The 15002-nt window shown below is 69.7% G+C and carries 15 protein-coding genes; 7 read left to right on the forward strand and 8 right to left on the reverse strand.

Annotated elements, in window-relative coordinates; translation table 11 throughout:
• The first annotated feature begins 13 nt into the window (after nt 1-13).
• From ACLSSQ_RS09800 to ACLSSQ_RS09810, 3 genes are all read left to right on the forward strand, one after another.
• On the forward strand, nt 14-1342 hold the full coding sequence (locus ACLSSQ_RS09800; protein ID WP_416242565.1) for an ATP-binding protein: 1329 nt from the start codon (nt 14-16) through the stop codon (nt 1340-1342).
• A gap of 4 nt (nt 1343-1346) precedes the next feature.
• Entirely contained in the window at nt 1347-1997 is a 651-nt protein-coding gene (locus ACLSSQ_RS09805) for a phosphatase PAP2 family protein (RefSeq protein WP_416242566.1), read from the forward strand.
• Between the two features lie 62 nt (nt 1998-2059).
• Nucleotides 2060-3055 (forward strand): hypothetical protein, encoded by a 996-nt coding sequence (locus ACLSSQ_RS09810; protein ID WP_152089245.1) that lies wholly within the window; start codon nt 2060-2062, stop codon nt 3053-3055.
• A 25-nt stretch (nt 3056-3080) separates the two neighbouring features.
• Here ACLSSQ_RS09810 and ACLSSQ_RS09815 read toward each other — a convergent pair whose 3' ends face one another.
• The 8 genes from ACLSSQ_RS09815 to ispD form a co-directional block, all read right to left on the reverse strand.
• Nucleotides 3081-3797: a Crp/Fnr family transcriptional regulator gene (locus ACLSSQ_RS09815; RefSeq protein WP_152089246.1), complete on the reverse strand. Its 717-nt coding sequence runs from the start codon at nt 3795-3797 to the stop codon at nt 3081-3083.
• Between the two features lie 112 nt (nt 3798-3909).
• Nucleotides 3910-4752 (reverse strand): HDOD domain-containing protein, encoded by an 843-nt coding sequence (locus tag ACLSSQ_RS09820; RefSeq protein ID WP_130458448.1) that lies wholly within the window; start codon nt 4750-4752, stop codon nt 3910-3912.
• A complete protein-coding gene (locus ACLSSQ_RS09825) occupies nt 4749-5066 on the reverse strand; it encodes a hypothetical protein (protein WP_014237449.1) in 318 nt (105 codons plus the stop codon). The genes ACLSSQ_RS09820 and ACLSSQ_RS09825 overlap by 4 nt, the downstream gene beginning before the upstream one ends.
• Before the next feature lie 19 nt (nt 5067-5085).
• Entirely contained in the window at nt 5086-8046 is a 2961-nt protein-coding gene (locus tag ACLSSQ_RS09830) for an EAL domain-containing protein (protein ID WP_416242567.1), read from the reverse strand.
• 3 nt (nt 8047-8049) lie between these two features.
• Complete coding sequence (locus ACLSSQ_RS09835) at nt 8050-9273, reverse strand: HD-GYP domain-containing protein (RefSeq protein ID WP_014237447.1); 1224 nt, start codon at nt 9271-9273, stop codon at nt 8050-8052.
• Nucleotides 9270-9809 carry an RNA 2',3'-cyclic phosphodiesterase gene (gene thpR, locus ACLSSQ_RS09840; RefSeq protein ID WP_416242568.1) on the reverse strand — a complete coding sequence of 180 codons (540 nt, stop codon included), beginning with the start codon at nt 9807-9809 and terminating at the stop codon, nt 9270-9272. Before thpR ends, ACLSSQ_RS09835 begins: the two co-directional genes overlap by 4 nt.
• Nucleotides 9810-9847: 38 nt before the next feature.
• On the reverse strand, nt 9848-10336 hold the full coding sequence (gene ispF, locus ACLSSQ_RS09845; RefSeq protein ID WP_416242569.1) for a 2-C-methyl-D-erythritol 2,4-cyclodiphosphate synthase: 489 nt from the start codon (nt 10334-10336) through the stop codon (nt 9848-9850).
• Nucleotides 10333-11049, reverse strand: coding sequence for a 2-C-methyl-D-erythritol 4-phosphate cytidylyltransferase (ispD, locus tag ACLSSQ_RS09850; protein ID WP_130458444.1), 717 nt, complete (start codon nt 11047-11049; stop codon nt 10333-10335). Before ispD ends, ispF begins: the two co-directional genes overlap by 4 nt.
• A gap of 102 nt (nt 11050-11151) precedes the next feature.
• Between ispD and ACLSSQ_RS09855 the strand changes: the two genes are divergently transcribed.
• The 4 genes from ACLSSQ_RS09855 to amrS are packed head-to-tail and all read left to right on the forward strand — an operon-like array spanning nt 11152 to nt 14942.
• A complete protein-coding gene (locus ACLSSQ_RS09855; protein WP_014237443.1) occupies nt 11152-12423 on the forward strand; it encodes an MgtC/SapB family protein in 1272 nt (423 codons plus the stop codon).
• 23 nt (nt 12424-12446) lie between these two features.
• Nucleotides 12447-13253: an AmmeMemoRadiSam system protein B gene (amrB, locus tag ACLSSQ_RS09860; RefSeq protein WP_416242570.1), complete on the forward strand. Its 807-nt coding sequence runs from the start codon at nt 12447-12449 to the stop codon at nt 13251-13253.
• Nucleotides 13240-13845: an AmmeMemoRadiSam system protein A gene (amrA, locus tag ACLSSQ_RS09865; RefSeq protein WP_416242571.1), complete on the forward strand. Its 606-nt coding sequence runs from the start codon at nt 13240-13242 to the stop codon at nt 13843-13845. Before amrB ends, amrA begins: the two co-directional genes overlap by 14 nt.
• A complete protein-coding gene (amrS, locus tag ACLSSQ_RS09870; protein ID WP_416242572.1) occupies nt 13842-14942 on the forward strand; it encodes an AmmeMemoRadiSam system radical SAM enzyme in 1101 nt (366 codons plus the stop codon). Before amrA ends, amrS begins: the two co-directional genes overlap by 4 nt.
• Nucleotides 14943-15002 lie beyond the last annotated feature (60 nt).

Genomic DNA, 15002 nt, shown 5'->3' on the forward strand with positions numbered 1-15002 from the left:
GCCCCCGCCGGCCATGAAACTGCCGCGCGCCCTGCAGCGCCTGCTGCCCCGCACCCTGCTGGTGCGGGCCTTCATCCTGGTGGCGGTGCTGCTGCTGGTGTCCGTCTCGGTCTGGGTCGCCCTGTTCCGGGCCGCCGAGCGGGAACCCCGGGCCCGCCAGCTGGCCCAGCTCACCGCCAGCGTCGCCAACATCACCCGGGCCGCCCTGCTCAGCGCCGACCCGGTACTGCGCCGCGACCTGCTGCGGGAACTGTCGGAACGGGAAGGCCTGCGCCTCTACCCGGCGGAGGAGCAGGACCGGGTCACGCCCCTGCCCGACCGGGAATTTTTCACCATCTTCCAGCGCGAAGCCTTCCAGCTGATGGGGCCCCAGGCCAGCTTCGCCATCGCCGTAAACGACCAGCCCGGCTTCTGGATCCGCTTTTCCATGGAGGAAGGGGACGATTACTGGCTGGTGCTGCCGCGGGAGCGCACCGAGCGCAACCCGACCTGGCAGTGGCTGGGCTGGGGCGCCGTCTCCCTGGTGCTGTCCCTGGTGGTGGCCTGGCTCATCGTCGCCCGCATCGCCCGCCCCCTGAAGATCATGGCCCGGGCCGCCCGGGCCGTGGGCCGTGGCGAGCGGCCGCCCACCCTGGCCGAAGAAGGGGCCGAGGAAGTACGCCTGCTGGCCCGGGCCATGAACCAGATGTCCGCCGACCTGGCCCGCCTGGAAAGCGAACGGGCCCTGGTGCTGGCCGGCATCTCCCACGATCTGCGCACCCCCCTGGCGCGCATGCGCCTGGCGGCGGAAATGGGGGTGGAGGACGAAAGCCTGCGGGCCGGCATGAACGACGACATCACCCAGATGGACGGCATCATCGGCCAGTTCCTCGACTACGCCCGGGGCGAGGAGCAGGAGCCGGAAGAAAGCGCCGATCCCAACCAGTTGCTGGCCACCCTGGCCCGCCGCTGCCAGGAGCGGCAGGAACCGGTGCAACTGCAGACATCGCCCCTGCCGCCCCTGCGGCTGCGCCCCCGGGCCCTGGAACGGGCCCTGACCAATCTCATCGGCAACGCCCGCAAATACGGCGGCGGCGACATCACCCTGACCTCCGGCATCGCCGACGGCCAGGCCTTCCTCGCCGTGCTGGACCGGGGACCGGGCATCCCCCCCGCCGAAGTGGAACGGCTGAAGCGCCCCTTCACCCGCCTCGAGGCCGCCCGTAGCGACACCACCGGCACCGGCCTGGGCCTGGCCATCGTCGAACGCATCGCCCGCCTGCACGGCGGCCGCCTGGAGTTGTCGCCCCGGGAGGGCGGCGGCCTGGCCGCCCGCCTGCTGCTGCCCCTGCCCCCCGCCTGAGTCCATGGGACGCCTTTCTCCACGGCCCCTGGCCGGGCGAGCCCTGGGCACGGCCCTCTTCGGCATGGCCTGCCTGACAGCCTTGTGGTTGCTGGCTCCCCAGGGCATCCCGGCCTGGGACCGGGCCCTGCTCGACCTTTTCGCCCAGATCCGCAGCCCCCTGCTGGACCGGGCCATGGGCAGCCTCACCTGGCTCGGTTCCCTCTGGCTGCTGCTGCCGGCCAGCCTGTTGCTGGGCCTCCTGGCGCACCGCCGTCGGCCCCGGGCCTGGCTGCCGGCCGCCGCCCTGGGCCTTGCCATCGGCATCGGCTACCTGGCCAAGAGCCTGATCCAGCGCCCCCGGCCCGACCTCCACCCGGCCCTGGACGGCCTCGCCACCCACGCCTCCTTCCCCAGCCTGCACAGCGCCCAGGCCCTGGCCTTCGGCATCGCCCTCGGCCTCCTGCTGCAACGCTCCTGGGTCCTGGCGGCGGCAGCCGTGCTGGGGCTGGCAGTGGGTGTCTCCCGCCTCTACCTGCAGGTGCATTTCCCCAGCGACGTGCTGGCCGGCACCCTCCTCGGCGGCCTCACCGCCCTGGTCCTGGACCGACTGTGGCACCCGGCGGCGGCGCCGACGACCCGCACCGGGCAAGACGACGGCATACAAATCCGGTAGCCTGCAGGCCTGCGGGAACGCCCGTTCCCTCACCGATCAAGTTATTGCAGGAGCTTGCCCCGATGTACAACGACGAGGATCTGGCGGCCGCCGTGCGCGACGGCGTGCTCAGCCAGGAGGCGGTGGATGCCTTCCAGGCCTATATGGTGCAGGGCCGGCCCCTGCCGGTGGTGGATGAGGAGCACTTCCGCCTGGTCAGCGGCTTCAACGACATTTTCGTGGTCATCGCCTGCCTGCTGCTCCTGGCCGCCCTCGGCTGGCTCGGCAGCCGCGTCCATGACGGCGCCGGCCCCCTGCTGGTGGCCGCCACGGCCTGGGGCCTGGCCGAGTTCTTCACCCGCCAGCGGCGCCTGGCCCTGCCCTCCATCGTGCTTCTGCTGGCTTTCGTCGGCGGTCTGGTAGGCATGACCGTGGCCGTGCTGCGGCCCCTGGACAGCGTTTCCCTGCCCCTGGCGGGGCTCCTCGGCGGCCTCGGCGCCTGGCTGCACTGGCGGCGTTTCCGCGTGCCCATCACCGTCGCCGCCGGCGCCGCCGCGGTGGCCGGCACCCTGCTGGCCATGCTCTTCCTCAAATCAACGCTGGCCCGGGAATGGTATGCCCCCATCACCTTCGTCGCCGGCACGGCGGTGTTCGCCCTGGCCATGGCCTGGGACACGGCCGATCCGCAGCGCAAGACCCGCCGCGCCGACGTGGCCTTCTGGCTGCACCTGCTGGCGGCGCCCCTGCTGGTTCATCCCATTTTCACGTCGCTGCAGATGTTCTCCCGGGAGGCCACCCTGGTTCAGGCCGCCGCGGCGCTTCTCATCTACGCCCTGCTGGGACTGCTGTCCCTGGCCATCGACCGGCGCGCCCTGATGGTGTCGGCCCTGGCCTATCTGCTCTACGCCTTCACCGCCCTGCTGAAGAACCTGGGCATGGTCAGCCTCAGCTTCGCCTTCACCGCCCTCTGCATCGGCGCCGCCCTGCTCCTGCTCTCGGCCTTCTGGCACACCTGCCGCAGCCGCGTCGTCAGCGTCCTGCCAGCCCCCTGGCAAGAGCGTCTGCCGCCGCTGCACTGAGGGCGGCCTGAGTGGCGGCTGCGGCCTACAGATCGCAGCCGTGGGGGCAGACGTAGCCCGCCAGCTGCTCCACGTCCTTCACCTGCAGGCGGTTGCCCTCCTGGGTGATGAGGCCCCGTTCGGTCAGGTCCCGCAGGGCCCGGGAGAGATGGGTCTGGCTGATGCTGAGGCGGGAGGCCAGGTTCTTCTTCGGCACCGGGATGGCCAGGCTGAGGGAATCCTTGAGGGTCAGGCGGGAGGTCTCGAAGCCGCAGATCAGGTAGCAGGCCAGGCGCTGCACGGCGGTCTTGGAATAGAAGGTGACCACGTCGGCGTAGAGCAGGCAGATGCGCTCGGACACCAGTTCCAGGAAGCGTTGGGCGAAAGGCCAGGATTCGTCCATCCAGGCCAGCACCTCGGCCGGGGGAATGCGCAGCATCACCGTCGGCGTCAGGCTGCGGGCCCAGTAGTTGATGGCTTTCTGGTCGCTGACGGTCTCTTCCGCCAGGGTTTCCCCCGACTTGATGAAGTGCAGCACCTTCTCTTCCCCTTCGGCGTTGCAGAAGAAGATTTCGACGGAGCCGTGCACCAGGATGTAGAGCCCCGGGGAGCGGGTGCCCCGCTCCAGGAAGCAGCAGTCCTCCGGCACCTGCAGCCGGTTCTCGGGACGGTTCAGGATATCGTTGAAGCGCTCGCTCTCCTCCAGTCCGGCAAAGAGGCGGGAGGACTTGAGCAGGGCGATTTCATGGGGAGTGAAGGACACAGGGGAGTCCAGACCGACGGTGGGTGACTCCCCTAAGCTACGCCGCCCCCGGCGGCGAATCCTTGATTTTGGCTAAACCCGGGGGCATAAGCGCCCCGGGTGCGGCGGCCCTTCAGATGTTGAGGGCGGTGCACACATCCTCGAACTGGTCTTCCACCGTCGCCAGCATCTGCTTGAAACGGCCCCAGTCGATGCCGAGCCGGTTCCAGGCCACGGCGGAGAGGGGCGGCACCAGTTCATCCTCCCGGGGACACAGGTCCAGGGCATGGGCCATGACGTCGGCCACATGGACGACACCGGCCAGGGAATCGGCGGTGGCCTCCTCCGGGGCGTGGTGATGGGCCACCGCCGCCTGGATGGAAGGGGCGAAGTGCCAGCGTTCGGCCAGGGCCTGGCCCACCTGGGCATGGTCCAGGCCCAGCACGTCCCGTTCGGCGGTGAGGAGGAAGCAGTCGTGCTTCTTCTGGTAGGCCAGGGCCTCCCGGTACTCGTCGGGGAAACAGGTGACCAGCACCAGGCGGCCGATATCGTGCAGCAGGCCGGCGGTGAAGGCACCGTCCTCGGAGACGCCGGCCTCCGCCGCCAGGGTGCGGGCGCACAGGGCGACACCGACGCAGTGCTGCCAGAACAGGCGCTGGTCGAACCAGCTGTGGCGGGACTGGGCAAAGGCGCCGGTGACGGCGGCGGCGGCCACCAGGGAGCGGATCTGGCGCAGGCCCAGGATCACGGTGGCATCCTGGATGCTGGCCACCTTGCTCTGCAGGCCGTAGAAGGGGGAATTGGCCACCTTCAGGGCCTTGGCCGCCAGGGCCTGGTCCAGGGCGATCTTGTTGGCCAGCTCGTCCGCATTGACGTCGTCCTTGTCGGCCGACTGCAGCAGTTCGATCACCACCGCCGGCAGGGACGGCAGCTGACGCACCGCCTCCACCACCTGTTGCGCTTGCAGGGTCTTCATTGGGGGCGCTCCTGGCGGTATTCCAGCATCAGGCGCAGCAACTCCTGGGAGGCCGGGTCGCCGGCCTGGCGGAACAGATGCTGCAGGCGCAGCCGGGAAGCCTCCCGGCGGGCCATGAGGGCGCCCTCGTCCACCGGCGCCTCGATGCGGATGGTCAGGGTTTCGATGCCGCGCCGGGCCAGGGAGCGCAGGCTGGACTCGGCCAGTTCGGAGCCCCTGGGCAGCAGGACCTGACCGGCGGCGTCCCGCAGGTCGTCCCCCAGCAGCATGCCCGGCTGGGCTTCCTCCAGGGGTATTTGTTTGATGGTGCTCATTGTTTCTTTTCCATGGGTGCTACAGGGGCAACAGCAACAGCAGGTGTCCCCGGGTCTTGGCATCGTTGCCGAAAGGCTGGCACAGGGCGCGGCAACGGCCGCCTTGGTTCAAGGTGACTTCCCGGCTGCCGCCGCCCGCCTGCAGCAGCGCCAGCAGCTCCGGCGGCAGCAGGTCGGCGCTCTCGTTGCCGATCAGACCGCAGGCCGGCCACAACCGTTCCGCCGCCCCATTGGCGTAGGCCACCATGCCGCTGGCGTCCACCCCCAGCACTGCCGCAGGCAGCTCCTGCAGCACCTCGTGGGCGATACCGGTAGCCTGCTGGGGCCGTATTTCCTGACGGGCGTGGCTGGCCAGGAGGGACTCCAGCTCCTGGCCGAGGCGGGACAGCTCCAGGCCGGCGCTATGGACCTCCTGGGTCAGGCGCTGGTTCTCCAGCAGCAGACTGTGCTGGCGCAGGGCTTCGAGGACGCCGGCGACCAGCACTTCCGTGCCCACGTCCCGGGACAAGAGATGGCCCGCCAGATGGGGCGGCAGTTCGGCGGCGGCCGCCGCCATGTTGTCGGCGGAGGACAGCAGCAGGAAGCCGGCCTCCGGCTGCAACTGGCCCGCCCGTTCGAGGAAGGCCTGGCCGGCACTGTCGGTGAGCCCGGCATCGGCGACGATGGCGTCCACCCGCTGGCAGGCCAGGGCCGCCAGCCCCTCTTCGCCGCCGCCGGCCAGCAGCACCCGCAGGTTGGCCTCCTCCAGGGCCCGGCCGAGGGTCAGGCGCAGGGCCGGCGCCGTCAGCACCAGCAGGACCGTCGGCACCTGCGCCCCCCGGGCCCGCAGGCGGCCCGGCAGCACCCGCCCCTTGTCGAGCAGGGCCAGGGCCTCCGGCGCCGGCACCGGACGGCTGAAGTAGTAGCCCTGCATCTCATCGCAGTGGTTGGCCACCAGCAGGGCGATCTGGCCCTCGGTCTCCACCCCTTCGGCCACCACCTTGAGGCGCAGGTTGTGGGCCATGGTGATGACGGCCCGGGTGATGGAGGCATCCCCCGGATCGGCGGTGATGTCCTGGACGAAGGCCCGGTCCACCTTGACCGTGTCCAGGGGCAGGCGCTTCAGATAGGCCAGGCTGGAATAGCCGGTGCCGAAATCGTCCACCGACAGCTGCACGCCCATGGCCTTGAGCCGGTTGAGCAACGCGATGTTGTCCTCGACGTGGCTCATCAGCAGGCTCTCGGTCAGCTCCAGCTCCAGGGCCTGGGGCGGCAGGCCGGAATCTTCCAGGGCCTGGCGCACGTCCTGCACCAGGGCCTCGGACTGCAGCTGGCGGGCCGACAGGTTCACCGCCACCGTCAGCTGCCCGTGACCGGCCAGGTGCCAGGCCGCCGCCTGCTGACAGGCCTGCTGCAGCACCCAGGTGCCGACGGGCACGATGAGCCCGGTTTCTTCCAGCAGGGGAATGAATTCCATGGGCGAGACCAGGCCCCGCACCGGATGCTGCCAGCGCAGCAGGGCCTCGAAGCCGGTGATGCCGCCGTGGCTGCAACTGACCTTGGGCTGGAAGTGGAGAATGAATTCCTGGCGCTGCACCGCCCGCCGCAGGTCCGTCTCCAGTTGCAGCTGTTCCTTGACCCGGGCGTTCATGGCGGCGGTGAAGAACTGGAAGTTGTTGCGGCCCAGCTCCTTGGCCCGGTACATGGCCGTGTCGGCGTTGCGGATGAGCTTTTCCAGGTCGTCGCAATCGTCCGGGTAGAGGGTGATGCCAATGGAGGCGGAGACGAACAGCTCCTGCCCTTCCAGGGTGATGGGCTGAGCCAGGGTGTCCACCAGGCGGCGGGCCACCACGGTGACGTCGTACTCCCGCTCCGGGTCCGGCACCAGCACGGCGAACTCGTCGCCGCCCAGGCGCCCCACCGTGTCGCTGGCCCGCAGGCAGCCGCCGATGCGGGCGGCCACCTGCTGCAACAGGACGTCGCCGGCCAGGTGGCCCAGGGTGTCGTTGACCACCTTGAAACGGTCCAGGTCGATGAACATCACCGCCAGCCGGCCGCCCTGGCGCTGCACCATGGCCAGGGCCGCCTTCAGGCGCTCGCGGAAGAGCAGGCGGTTGGGCAGGCCGGTGAGGCTGTCGAAGTGGGCCAGATGGGTCAGGCGCTGCTGGGCTTCCACCGTCTCGGTGACGTTGAGGTGCATCACCACCGCGCCCCGGTTGCCCCGGGCTTCCAGGGGCGTCACCAGAACACGGAACCAGCGCTTCTCGGTGGGCGAATGACAGGCATAGACCAGGGAAAACTCGTGCTGCAGACCGTCGATCACGGCACGGATGCCGACGGCGATGTCCTGGGCCTCTTCCGCCGATTCGCCCCAGGACCTCTCGCAGACCCGGATATAGTTGCAGCCCACGCCGGCGCTGCTCGGATCATGGCTGTTCTCGGCGGCGAAGCGGCTCCAGGGCTCGTTCACCGCGACGATGACGCCCTCGGCGTCGAGGATCGCGATATGGGCCGGCAGGGCGTCCAGCACGCCCTTCTGCACCGCCTCGCTGGCCCGCAGGGCTTCCCGCTGCAGCACCAGGTCGGTGATGTCGGTGCCGACACCGCCGACGCTGTGGGCATTGCCCTGCTCGTCCTTCATGTCGAAGCTGCGGATGTGCAGCCAGCGCTCGCCGCCGTTGGGATGGACGATGCGCACCACCTCGTTGACCCCGCCCCGGGGATTGCGCCGCACCGCCTCCCGCATGCGGTCCAGGTCGTCCGGGTGGATGAAGCGCAGCCAGTCGAAGCGGTTGCGGTAGAGGTCTTCCACCGAGCCGCCCCAGTGAGTGGCGTAGGCCGGATTGGCATAGACCACGCGGCGGGCGGCGATGTCGATCAGCCAGAAGCTTTCCGGGATGTTGTCCGCCAGCTGGACGAAGCGGTTCTCGCCCTGCCGCAGGCGGGTCAGCACATTCTCGATGCCGCGGGTTTCGCGGGGAGCGGGCGGTGGCTTGGGCATGCTTCAGGAAAGGAAACGATTGACGTCGATGCCCCACTTCAGGGGGGATTCATGGGTGACGATGCGGTCGCCGCCGCCATGGCCGAAGGGGCGGGAGAGGTCCACATCCTGGGGCGGCAGGTAGTACTGGCGCTTGGCGTCGTAGATGACCCGCACCAGGGGCTGCAGCAGATTTTTCTCCCGCTGTTCCACCACCACGCCAAGGCGCTCGCTCTCCAGGCGCACCAGGGTGCCCACCGGGTAGATGCCGATGCTCTTGACGAAAATCTGGAACAGGGCCGGATCAAAGTGGTACTTGCTCCAGTCGAAAAGCTTGCGCATGGCTTCCCCCGGATTGACGCCCCGATGATAAACCCGGTCGGTGGTGATGGCGTCATACACATCGACGATGGCCGCCATGCGTCCCACCTGGGAAATCTCCTCGCCCTTGAGGCCCCGGGGATAGCCGCTGCCGTCGAAACGCTCGTGGTGGTGCTCCATGATGTCGAAGGCCAGCTGGGGAATGCCCGCCGTCTGGTGCAGGATGTCGGAACCCTGGACCACGTGGGATTTCACGTGCAGGTATTCCTCGTCGGTCAGCTTACCCGGCTTGGCCAGAATCTCGGCATGGATGCGCACATAGCCGATGTCGTGCAGCAGGCCGCCCAGGGCCACCTGGTGGATGGTCGCCAGGTCCATGTCCATGGCCTTGGCGAAGGCCGCCAGCATGGCGCAGACGCCCACCGAGTGCTGGTAGGTGTAGTCGTCCCGCTGCTGCAGGCGGCGCAGGGTGAACATGGCGTTGCTGTTGCGGATGACGGAGTTGGTGATCTTCTCCACCGCCAGCTTCACCGATTCCATCTCGATCTGGCGCCCCAGGCGGGCGTTGTCCATGACGCTGCGCACCAGGCGGGCCCCCTCGTTGAAGGCCCCCTTGGCCTTGGCCAGCTCCTCCGCCAGGCTGGTGCGGGGCGGCGGCGCCTTGTTTTCCGGCGCCTCGGCCATCCTTTCCAGATCCTGCTGGCTGCTCCGTGCCGCCTCCTGGGCCGTGGGCACGTCGTCCACATCCAGCCCCTTGGCGGTGTCGATGAAGACCTCCCGGATGCCGGCACGGCGGATCTTCAGCACCTGCTCCTGGTCTTCCAGCAGCAGGCTGTTGCGCAGGAAGGGATGATCCATCCAGCCCGCATTGACGTCGCTGACATACATGCCGACCCGGATCTGGGCCACGGGAATCTTCTTGATCATGCCGAGCCCTCCACCGGCCAGCGGGCCAGGGTCTCGTAGGCGGCACCGCCGGCATGGCGGCGGGAGCGCAGCAGGGCGAAATCCGTGGCGCGCCAGGACAGGGGCAAGGCCTCCTCCCGGCAGGGCGGCGCCACGGGGGCGCGGCGCACCAGGGTCACGTGGGGCACGAAGGGACGGGATTCCAGGGCAAAGCCCAGCTCGCCCACGGCCGCCGCCAGGGCGCCAGCGAGGCCGTGCAGGGCAGCGACGGGAGTGCGGCAGCCGATCCAGGCGAGGTGGTTGTGCTGCCAGTAGCCAAAATGATCCAGGGAAAACTCCAGGGGGAATACGTGGTGCATGACTTGTTGCCGGGCCACCAAGTGGCCGGCTTCCTGCAGGGCCGGCAGGGTTTCGAGGGGAACGTCGCCGAGAAAGGCCAGGGTCAGGTGCAGGGTCTCCCGGGCCATGGCGCGGCCGCCCACGGCCGCCGCCTGGGCTTCGGCCAGGGCCGCCAGGCGCTCAGCCAGGGCCGCCTCGGGCCAGAGGGCGAAAAACACCCGGGCCCGTTCTGGGGACGCTGTCTGACCGGACAAAGTCACTCCCGTTCAATGAGGACGGCGGCCTGGGCTTCCATGCCCTCCTCCCGGCCGGAAAAACCGAGCCGTTCGCAGGTCTTGGCCTTGACGTTGACCCGCTCGGCGGCCAGACCCAGATCGGCGGCGATATTGGCCACCATGGCCGGAATGTGGGCCGCCAGCTTGGGCCGCTGGGCCACCACCGTGGCGTCCACATTGACCACGCGCCAGCCCGCCTGCTGCAGCAGGCTGAGGGTGTGGCGCAGCAGCACCCGGCTGTCGGCCCCCTTCCAGCGCGGATCGGAATCGGGGAAATGGCGGCCGATGTCGCCCAGGGCGGCAGCGCCGAGCAGGGCGTCGGTAATGGCGTGCAGCAGGGCGTCGGCATCGGAATGGCCGAGCAGCCCCAGTTCGTGGGGAATGGTGACGCCGCCCAGGATCAGGGCCCGTCCCGGCACCAGGGCGTGCACATCCCAGCCCTGGCCGACGCGAATTTCCTTGTGACTCATGCCAATGCTCCAAGGGCGGCCCGGGGGCCGAGGCGGCTGCGCAGGATGGCCTCCGCCAGGGACAGGTCCGCCGGATAGGTAACCTTGAGATTGCTGGCGTCGCCCTTCACCAGCCGGGGCTTGAGGCCCAGGGCCTCGATGGCGCCGGCCTCGTCGGTGACGTCCGGGTTGGCTGCCAGGGCCCGGCACAGGGTGCCGTAGCGGAACATCTGGGGCGTCTGGGCCTGCCACAGGCCGTCCCGGGGCACGGTGGCCGCGGCCCGCTGCTGCACATCGGCCCGCTTCAGGGTGTCGGCCACGGGCACCGCCAGGATGCCGCCCACCGGATCGTCCGCCAGTTCCGCCACCAGGGCATCGATCATGGCGGCGGCCAGGCAGGGCCGGGCCGCATCGTGCACCAGCACCCAGTCGTCCTCGGCAGCCGCCATCTGGGCCGCCCTGAGGCCGCTGGCCACGCTCTGGGCCCGGGTGGCGCCGCCGTGGAAAACGGTTTCCAGCTTGGGCCCGAGGGCGCTCCAGTCGTATTCCCGCCACCATTCGTCCCCCGGCGACAGCACCACCCACACCCGGTCGATGGCCGGATGGCGGCACAGGGCCGCCAGGGTGTGGTGGATGAGGGGTTGTCCCGCCAGGGGAAGATACTGTTTGGGAGTGTCGCTGCCGAAGCGGGAACCGCTGCCGGCAGCGGGAACGATTGCGTAGTGTCGGGCCATGCATTAATTTTAACAGGAGGGGCCTCGTCATAACCGGCCGGCCGGGGGACTTTTCCGCCATTTTTGCCCCCCATCAAAAACCAGGCGAAATAAGAAAAAACCATGGAAAACAACTTCCTCACCGAAACCGGGCTGGAATTCGCCCAGGCCTTTCTCCTCAGTCTGGGGGTGGGCCTGCTCATGGGCCTGGAGCGGGAACGGCATTCCTCCTCCCGGGCCGGCCTGCGCACCTTCGCCCTGACCGCCCTGCTCGGCACCATCGCCGGCCTGCTGGGGGAAAAGAGCGGTTCCGAGTGGGTGCTGGCCGCCGGCCTCCTGATGGTGGGCCTGATGATGGTGGCCGCCTACCATTCCCGCCCCGACGCCCAGGACCCGGGCACCACCTCGGTGGTGGCCCTGCTCCTGGCCTACACCTTCGGCGCCATGATCTGGTACCAGGAGCAGACCCTGGCGGTGATGCTGGCCATCCTCACCACCGTGCTGCTCTACTTCAAGACCGAGCTGCACCTGCTGAGCGAGAAGCTGACGCGCAAGGACCTCATTTCCATGCTGCAGTTCGGCGTCCTCTCCCTGGTCATCCTGCCCATCCTGCCGGACCAGGGCTTCGGCCCCTACCTGGCCCTCAACCCCTACCAGGTGTGGTGGATGGTGGTGCTCATCTCCGGCATGAGCCTGGCCGGCTATGCCGCCCTGCGCCTCTTCGGCCAGCAGCACGGCGCCCCCCTGATCGGCCTCATGGGCGGCCTTGCCTCCTCCACCGCCATCACCCTGGTGTACTCCCGCCACGTCAAGGCCACCCCCAACCTGCTGCGCCTGTCCATGGTGGTGATCCTCACCGCCAACGTGGTGGTGCTGGTGCGTCTCTCCCTCCTGGCCGCCATGCTGCAACCCGAGCTGCTGCCGCAACTGCTGCCGGCCCTGGGCGGCGGCCTGCTGCTGGGCCTGGTGGTGATCGGCTGGCTGTGGCGCATCCTCGGCGACCAGAGCGGCCAGCCGGAAACGCCCCTCAACCTGCACAACCCGGCGGAAATCCGCACCGCCCTCACCTTCGGCTGCATTTACGCCGTGGTGCTGCTGCTGGCCGCCTGGCTCTCCGATGTGGCTGGTTCCGAGGGCCTCTACGCCATTTCCCTGATTTCCGGCTTCACCGACGTGGATGCCATCGCCTTGTCCTCCCTGCGCCTGTTCGGCATGGGCAAGCTGCCCATGCATGAGGCGGTGAACTCCATCGTCATCGCCTTCCTCGCCAACCTAGTGTTCAAGCTGGGCATCGTCTTCTCCGTCGCCGGCCCCAGCCTGGGACGCCGCATCGGCCTGGGCTTCCTGGCCCTGGCCGCGGGCACCATCGGCGGCTGGATATTCATGCACCTGTAGCGTCACCTTCCGGGGAGCGAGCCATGCCCAGCCTTCGTCCCGCCGCCGTCGCCGGCCTCTTCTACCCGGCCGATCCCGCCCAGTTGGCCGCCGACATCGACGCCTACCTGGCCCAGGCCCGGCCACCCACTGCCGCAGGGCCGATCAAGGCCCTCATCGTGCCCCACGCCGGCTACGTCTATTCCGCCCCCATCGCGGCGACCGCCTATGCCGCCCTGGCGCCCCAGGCCGGGCGCATCCGCCGCGTCATCCTGCTCGGCCCCACCCACCGGGTGGCGGTGCGGGGCCTGGCCGTGCCCACCGTGGACAGTTTCGCCACGCCCCTAGGTTCGGTGCCTCTCGACGCCGAGGCCCGGCAGCGTATCGCCGACCTGCCCCAGGTGGTGGCCGACGACGGGGCCCACGCCCTGGAGCATTCCCTGGAAGTGCAACTGCCTTTCCTGCAACGCCTGCTGGGCCCCTTCACCCTGCTGCCCCTGGCCGTGGGCGCCGCCTCCGGCGAGGCCGTGGCCCAGGTACTGGAACGTCTGTGGGACGGCGAGGAAACCCTGATCCTGGTCAGTTCCGACCTTTCCCACTACCAGCCCTACGCCGAGGCCGAACGCCTGGACCAGGCCACCTGCGCCCGCATCGCCGCCGCCCGGGCCGACCTGGCGCCCCGGGAAGCCTGCGGCGCCATTCCCATCAACGGCCTGCTGCTGGCGGCAGCCCGCCACGGCCTGCGGCCCCGCCTCCTGGACCGGCGCAATTCCGGCGATACCGCCGGCGACCGGGAGCGGGTGGTGGGCTACGCCGCCTTCGCCCTGGAGCCGGACCATGGTCCCCACTGAGCCCCTCGCCAACGGGCCGCCCGACGCCGCCCTGGGCCGCCTGCTGCTGGCCCTGGCCCGCCACGCCATCGCCCGGGAACTGGGCCTGGCCGACCCACCGCCCAATCTGGGGACGCCGCCGCCCCGGGCCCTGGAAAAGCCCGCCGCCACCTTCGTCACCCTGACCCGGGACGGCCGCCTGCGGGGCTGCATCGGCACCCTGGAAGCCCGCCGCCCCCTGGGCGAGGACGTGGCCGCCAATGCCCGGGCCGCCGCCTTCCGCGATCCCCGCTTCGCCCCGGTGAGCGTCGAGGAATGGCCCCTGCTGGACCTGGAAGTGTCCCTGCTGCAAACGCCCCGGCCCCTGGCCGCCGCCAGCGAGGCGGACGCCCTGGCGGCCCTGGTGCCAGGCGAGGACGGCCTGATCCTGCGCCACGGCGCCCACTGCGCCACCTTCCTGCCCCAGGTCTGGGAAGCCCTGCCCGAGCCGTCACGCTTTCTTGCCGAGCTCAAGGCCAAGGCCGGCCTGCCCCGGGATTTCTGGTCGCCCCAGGTAGAACTGGCCACCTACCGGGTGCACAAGTGGCACCAGAACAGAGGAGAACGGCCATGAATCCCGACCACACCCCCGCCGTGGCCGAGAGCGCCCACCCGGGCCGCTGGTGGCATGCTCTGGAAGACGGCCGCCTGCAATGCGACCTCTGTCCCCGGGACTGCCGTCTGCACGAAGGCCAGCGCGGCGCCTGCTTCGTGCGCCAGGCCCGGGACGGGGCCATGATCCTCACCACCTACGGCCGCTCCTCCGGCTTCTGCCTGGACCCGGTGGAAAAGAAGCCCCTCAACCACTTCCACCCGGGCACCCCCATCCTTTCCTTCGGCACCGCCGGCTGCAATCTGGCCTGCAAGTTCTGCCAGAACTGGGACATCTCCAAGTCCCGGGACATGGACCGGCTGATGGACGCCGCCAGCCCGGCCGCCATCGCCGCCGCTGCCCTCCGCCTGGAGGCCCCGGCCGTGGCCTTCACCTACAACGACCCGGTGATCTTCGCCGAATACGCCATGGACACGGCCCTGGCCTGCCGCGAGGCCGGCATCCGCAGCGTCGCCGTCACCGCCGGCTACATCCACGCCGAACCGCGGCGGGAGTTCTTCGCCCTGATGGATGCCGCCAACGTGGACCTCAAGGCCTTCACCGAGGACTTCTACGTCAAGCTGTGCGGCGGCCACCTGCAGCCGGTGCTCGACACCCTGGCCCACATCCACCACCTCACCGACTGCTGGCTGGAAATAACCACCCTGCTCATTCCCGGCCACAACGACAGCGACCGGGAAATCGCCCAGCTGGCCGGCTGGATCGAACGGGAACTGGGGCCCGAAGTGCCCCTGCACTTCAGCGCCTACCACCCGGACTGGAAATTCCTCGAGGCGCCGGAGACGCCGCCGGCCACCCTCAGCCGGGCCCGCCGCATCGCCCGGGATGCCGGCCTGCACTTCGTCTACACCGGCAACGTGCACGACACCGCGGGCGGCACCACCGACTGCCCCCGCTGCCACGCGCCCCTGATCGTGCGCGACTGGTACACCCTCAAGCAATATCGCCTCACCGCCAGCGGCGCCTGCCCCGACTGCGGCCACCAGCTGGCCGGCCGCTTCGGCCCGGGGCCCGGCGACTTCGGCGCCCGCCGCCAGCCGGTGCGGCTCGGCACCTGACGAGCGGGAACATCGAAAAGCGGCATGGCCTGCAGGCCAGGAGGGACGGGTATCTTCGAC

Source organism: Azospira sp. APE16, from assembly GCF_047901315.1.
Lineage (GTDB): Bacteria > Pseudomonadota > Gammaproteobacteria > Burkholderiales > Rhodocyclaceae > Azospira > Azospira oryzae.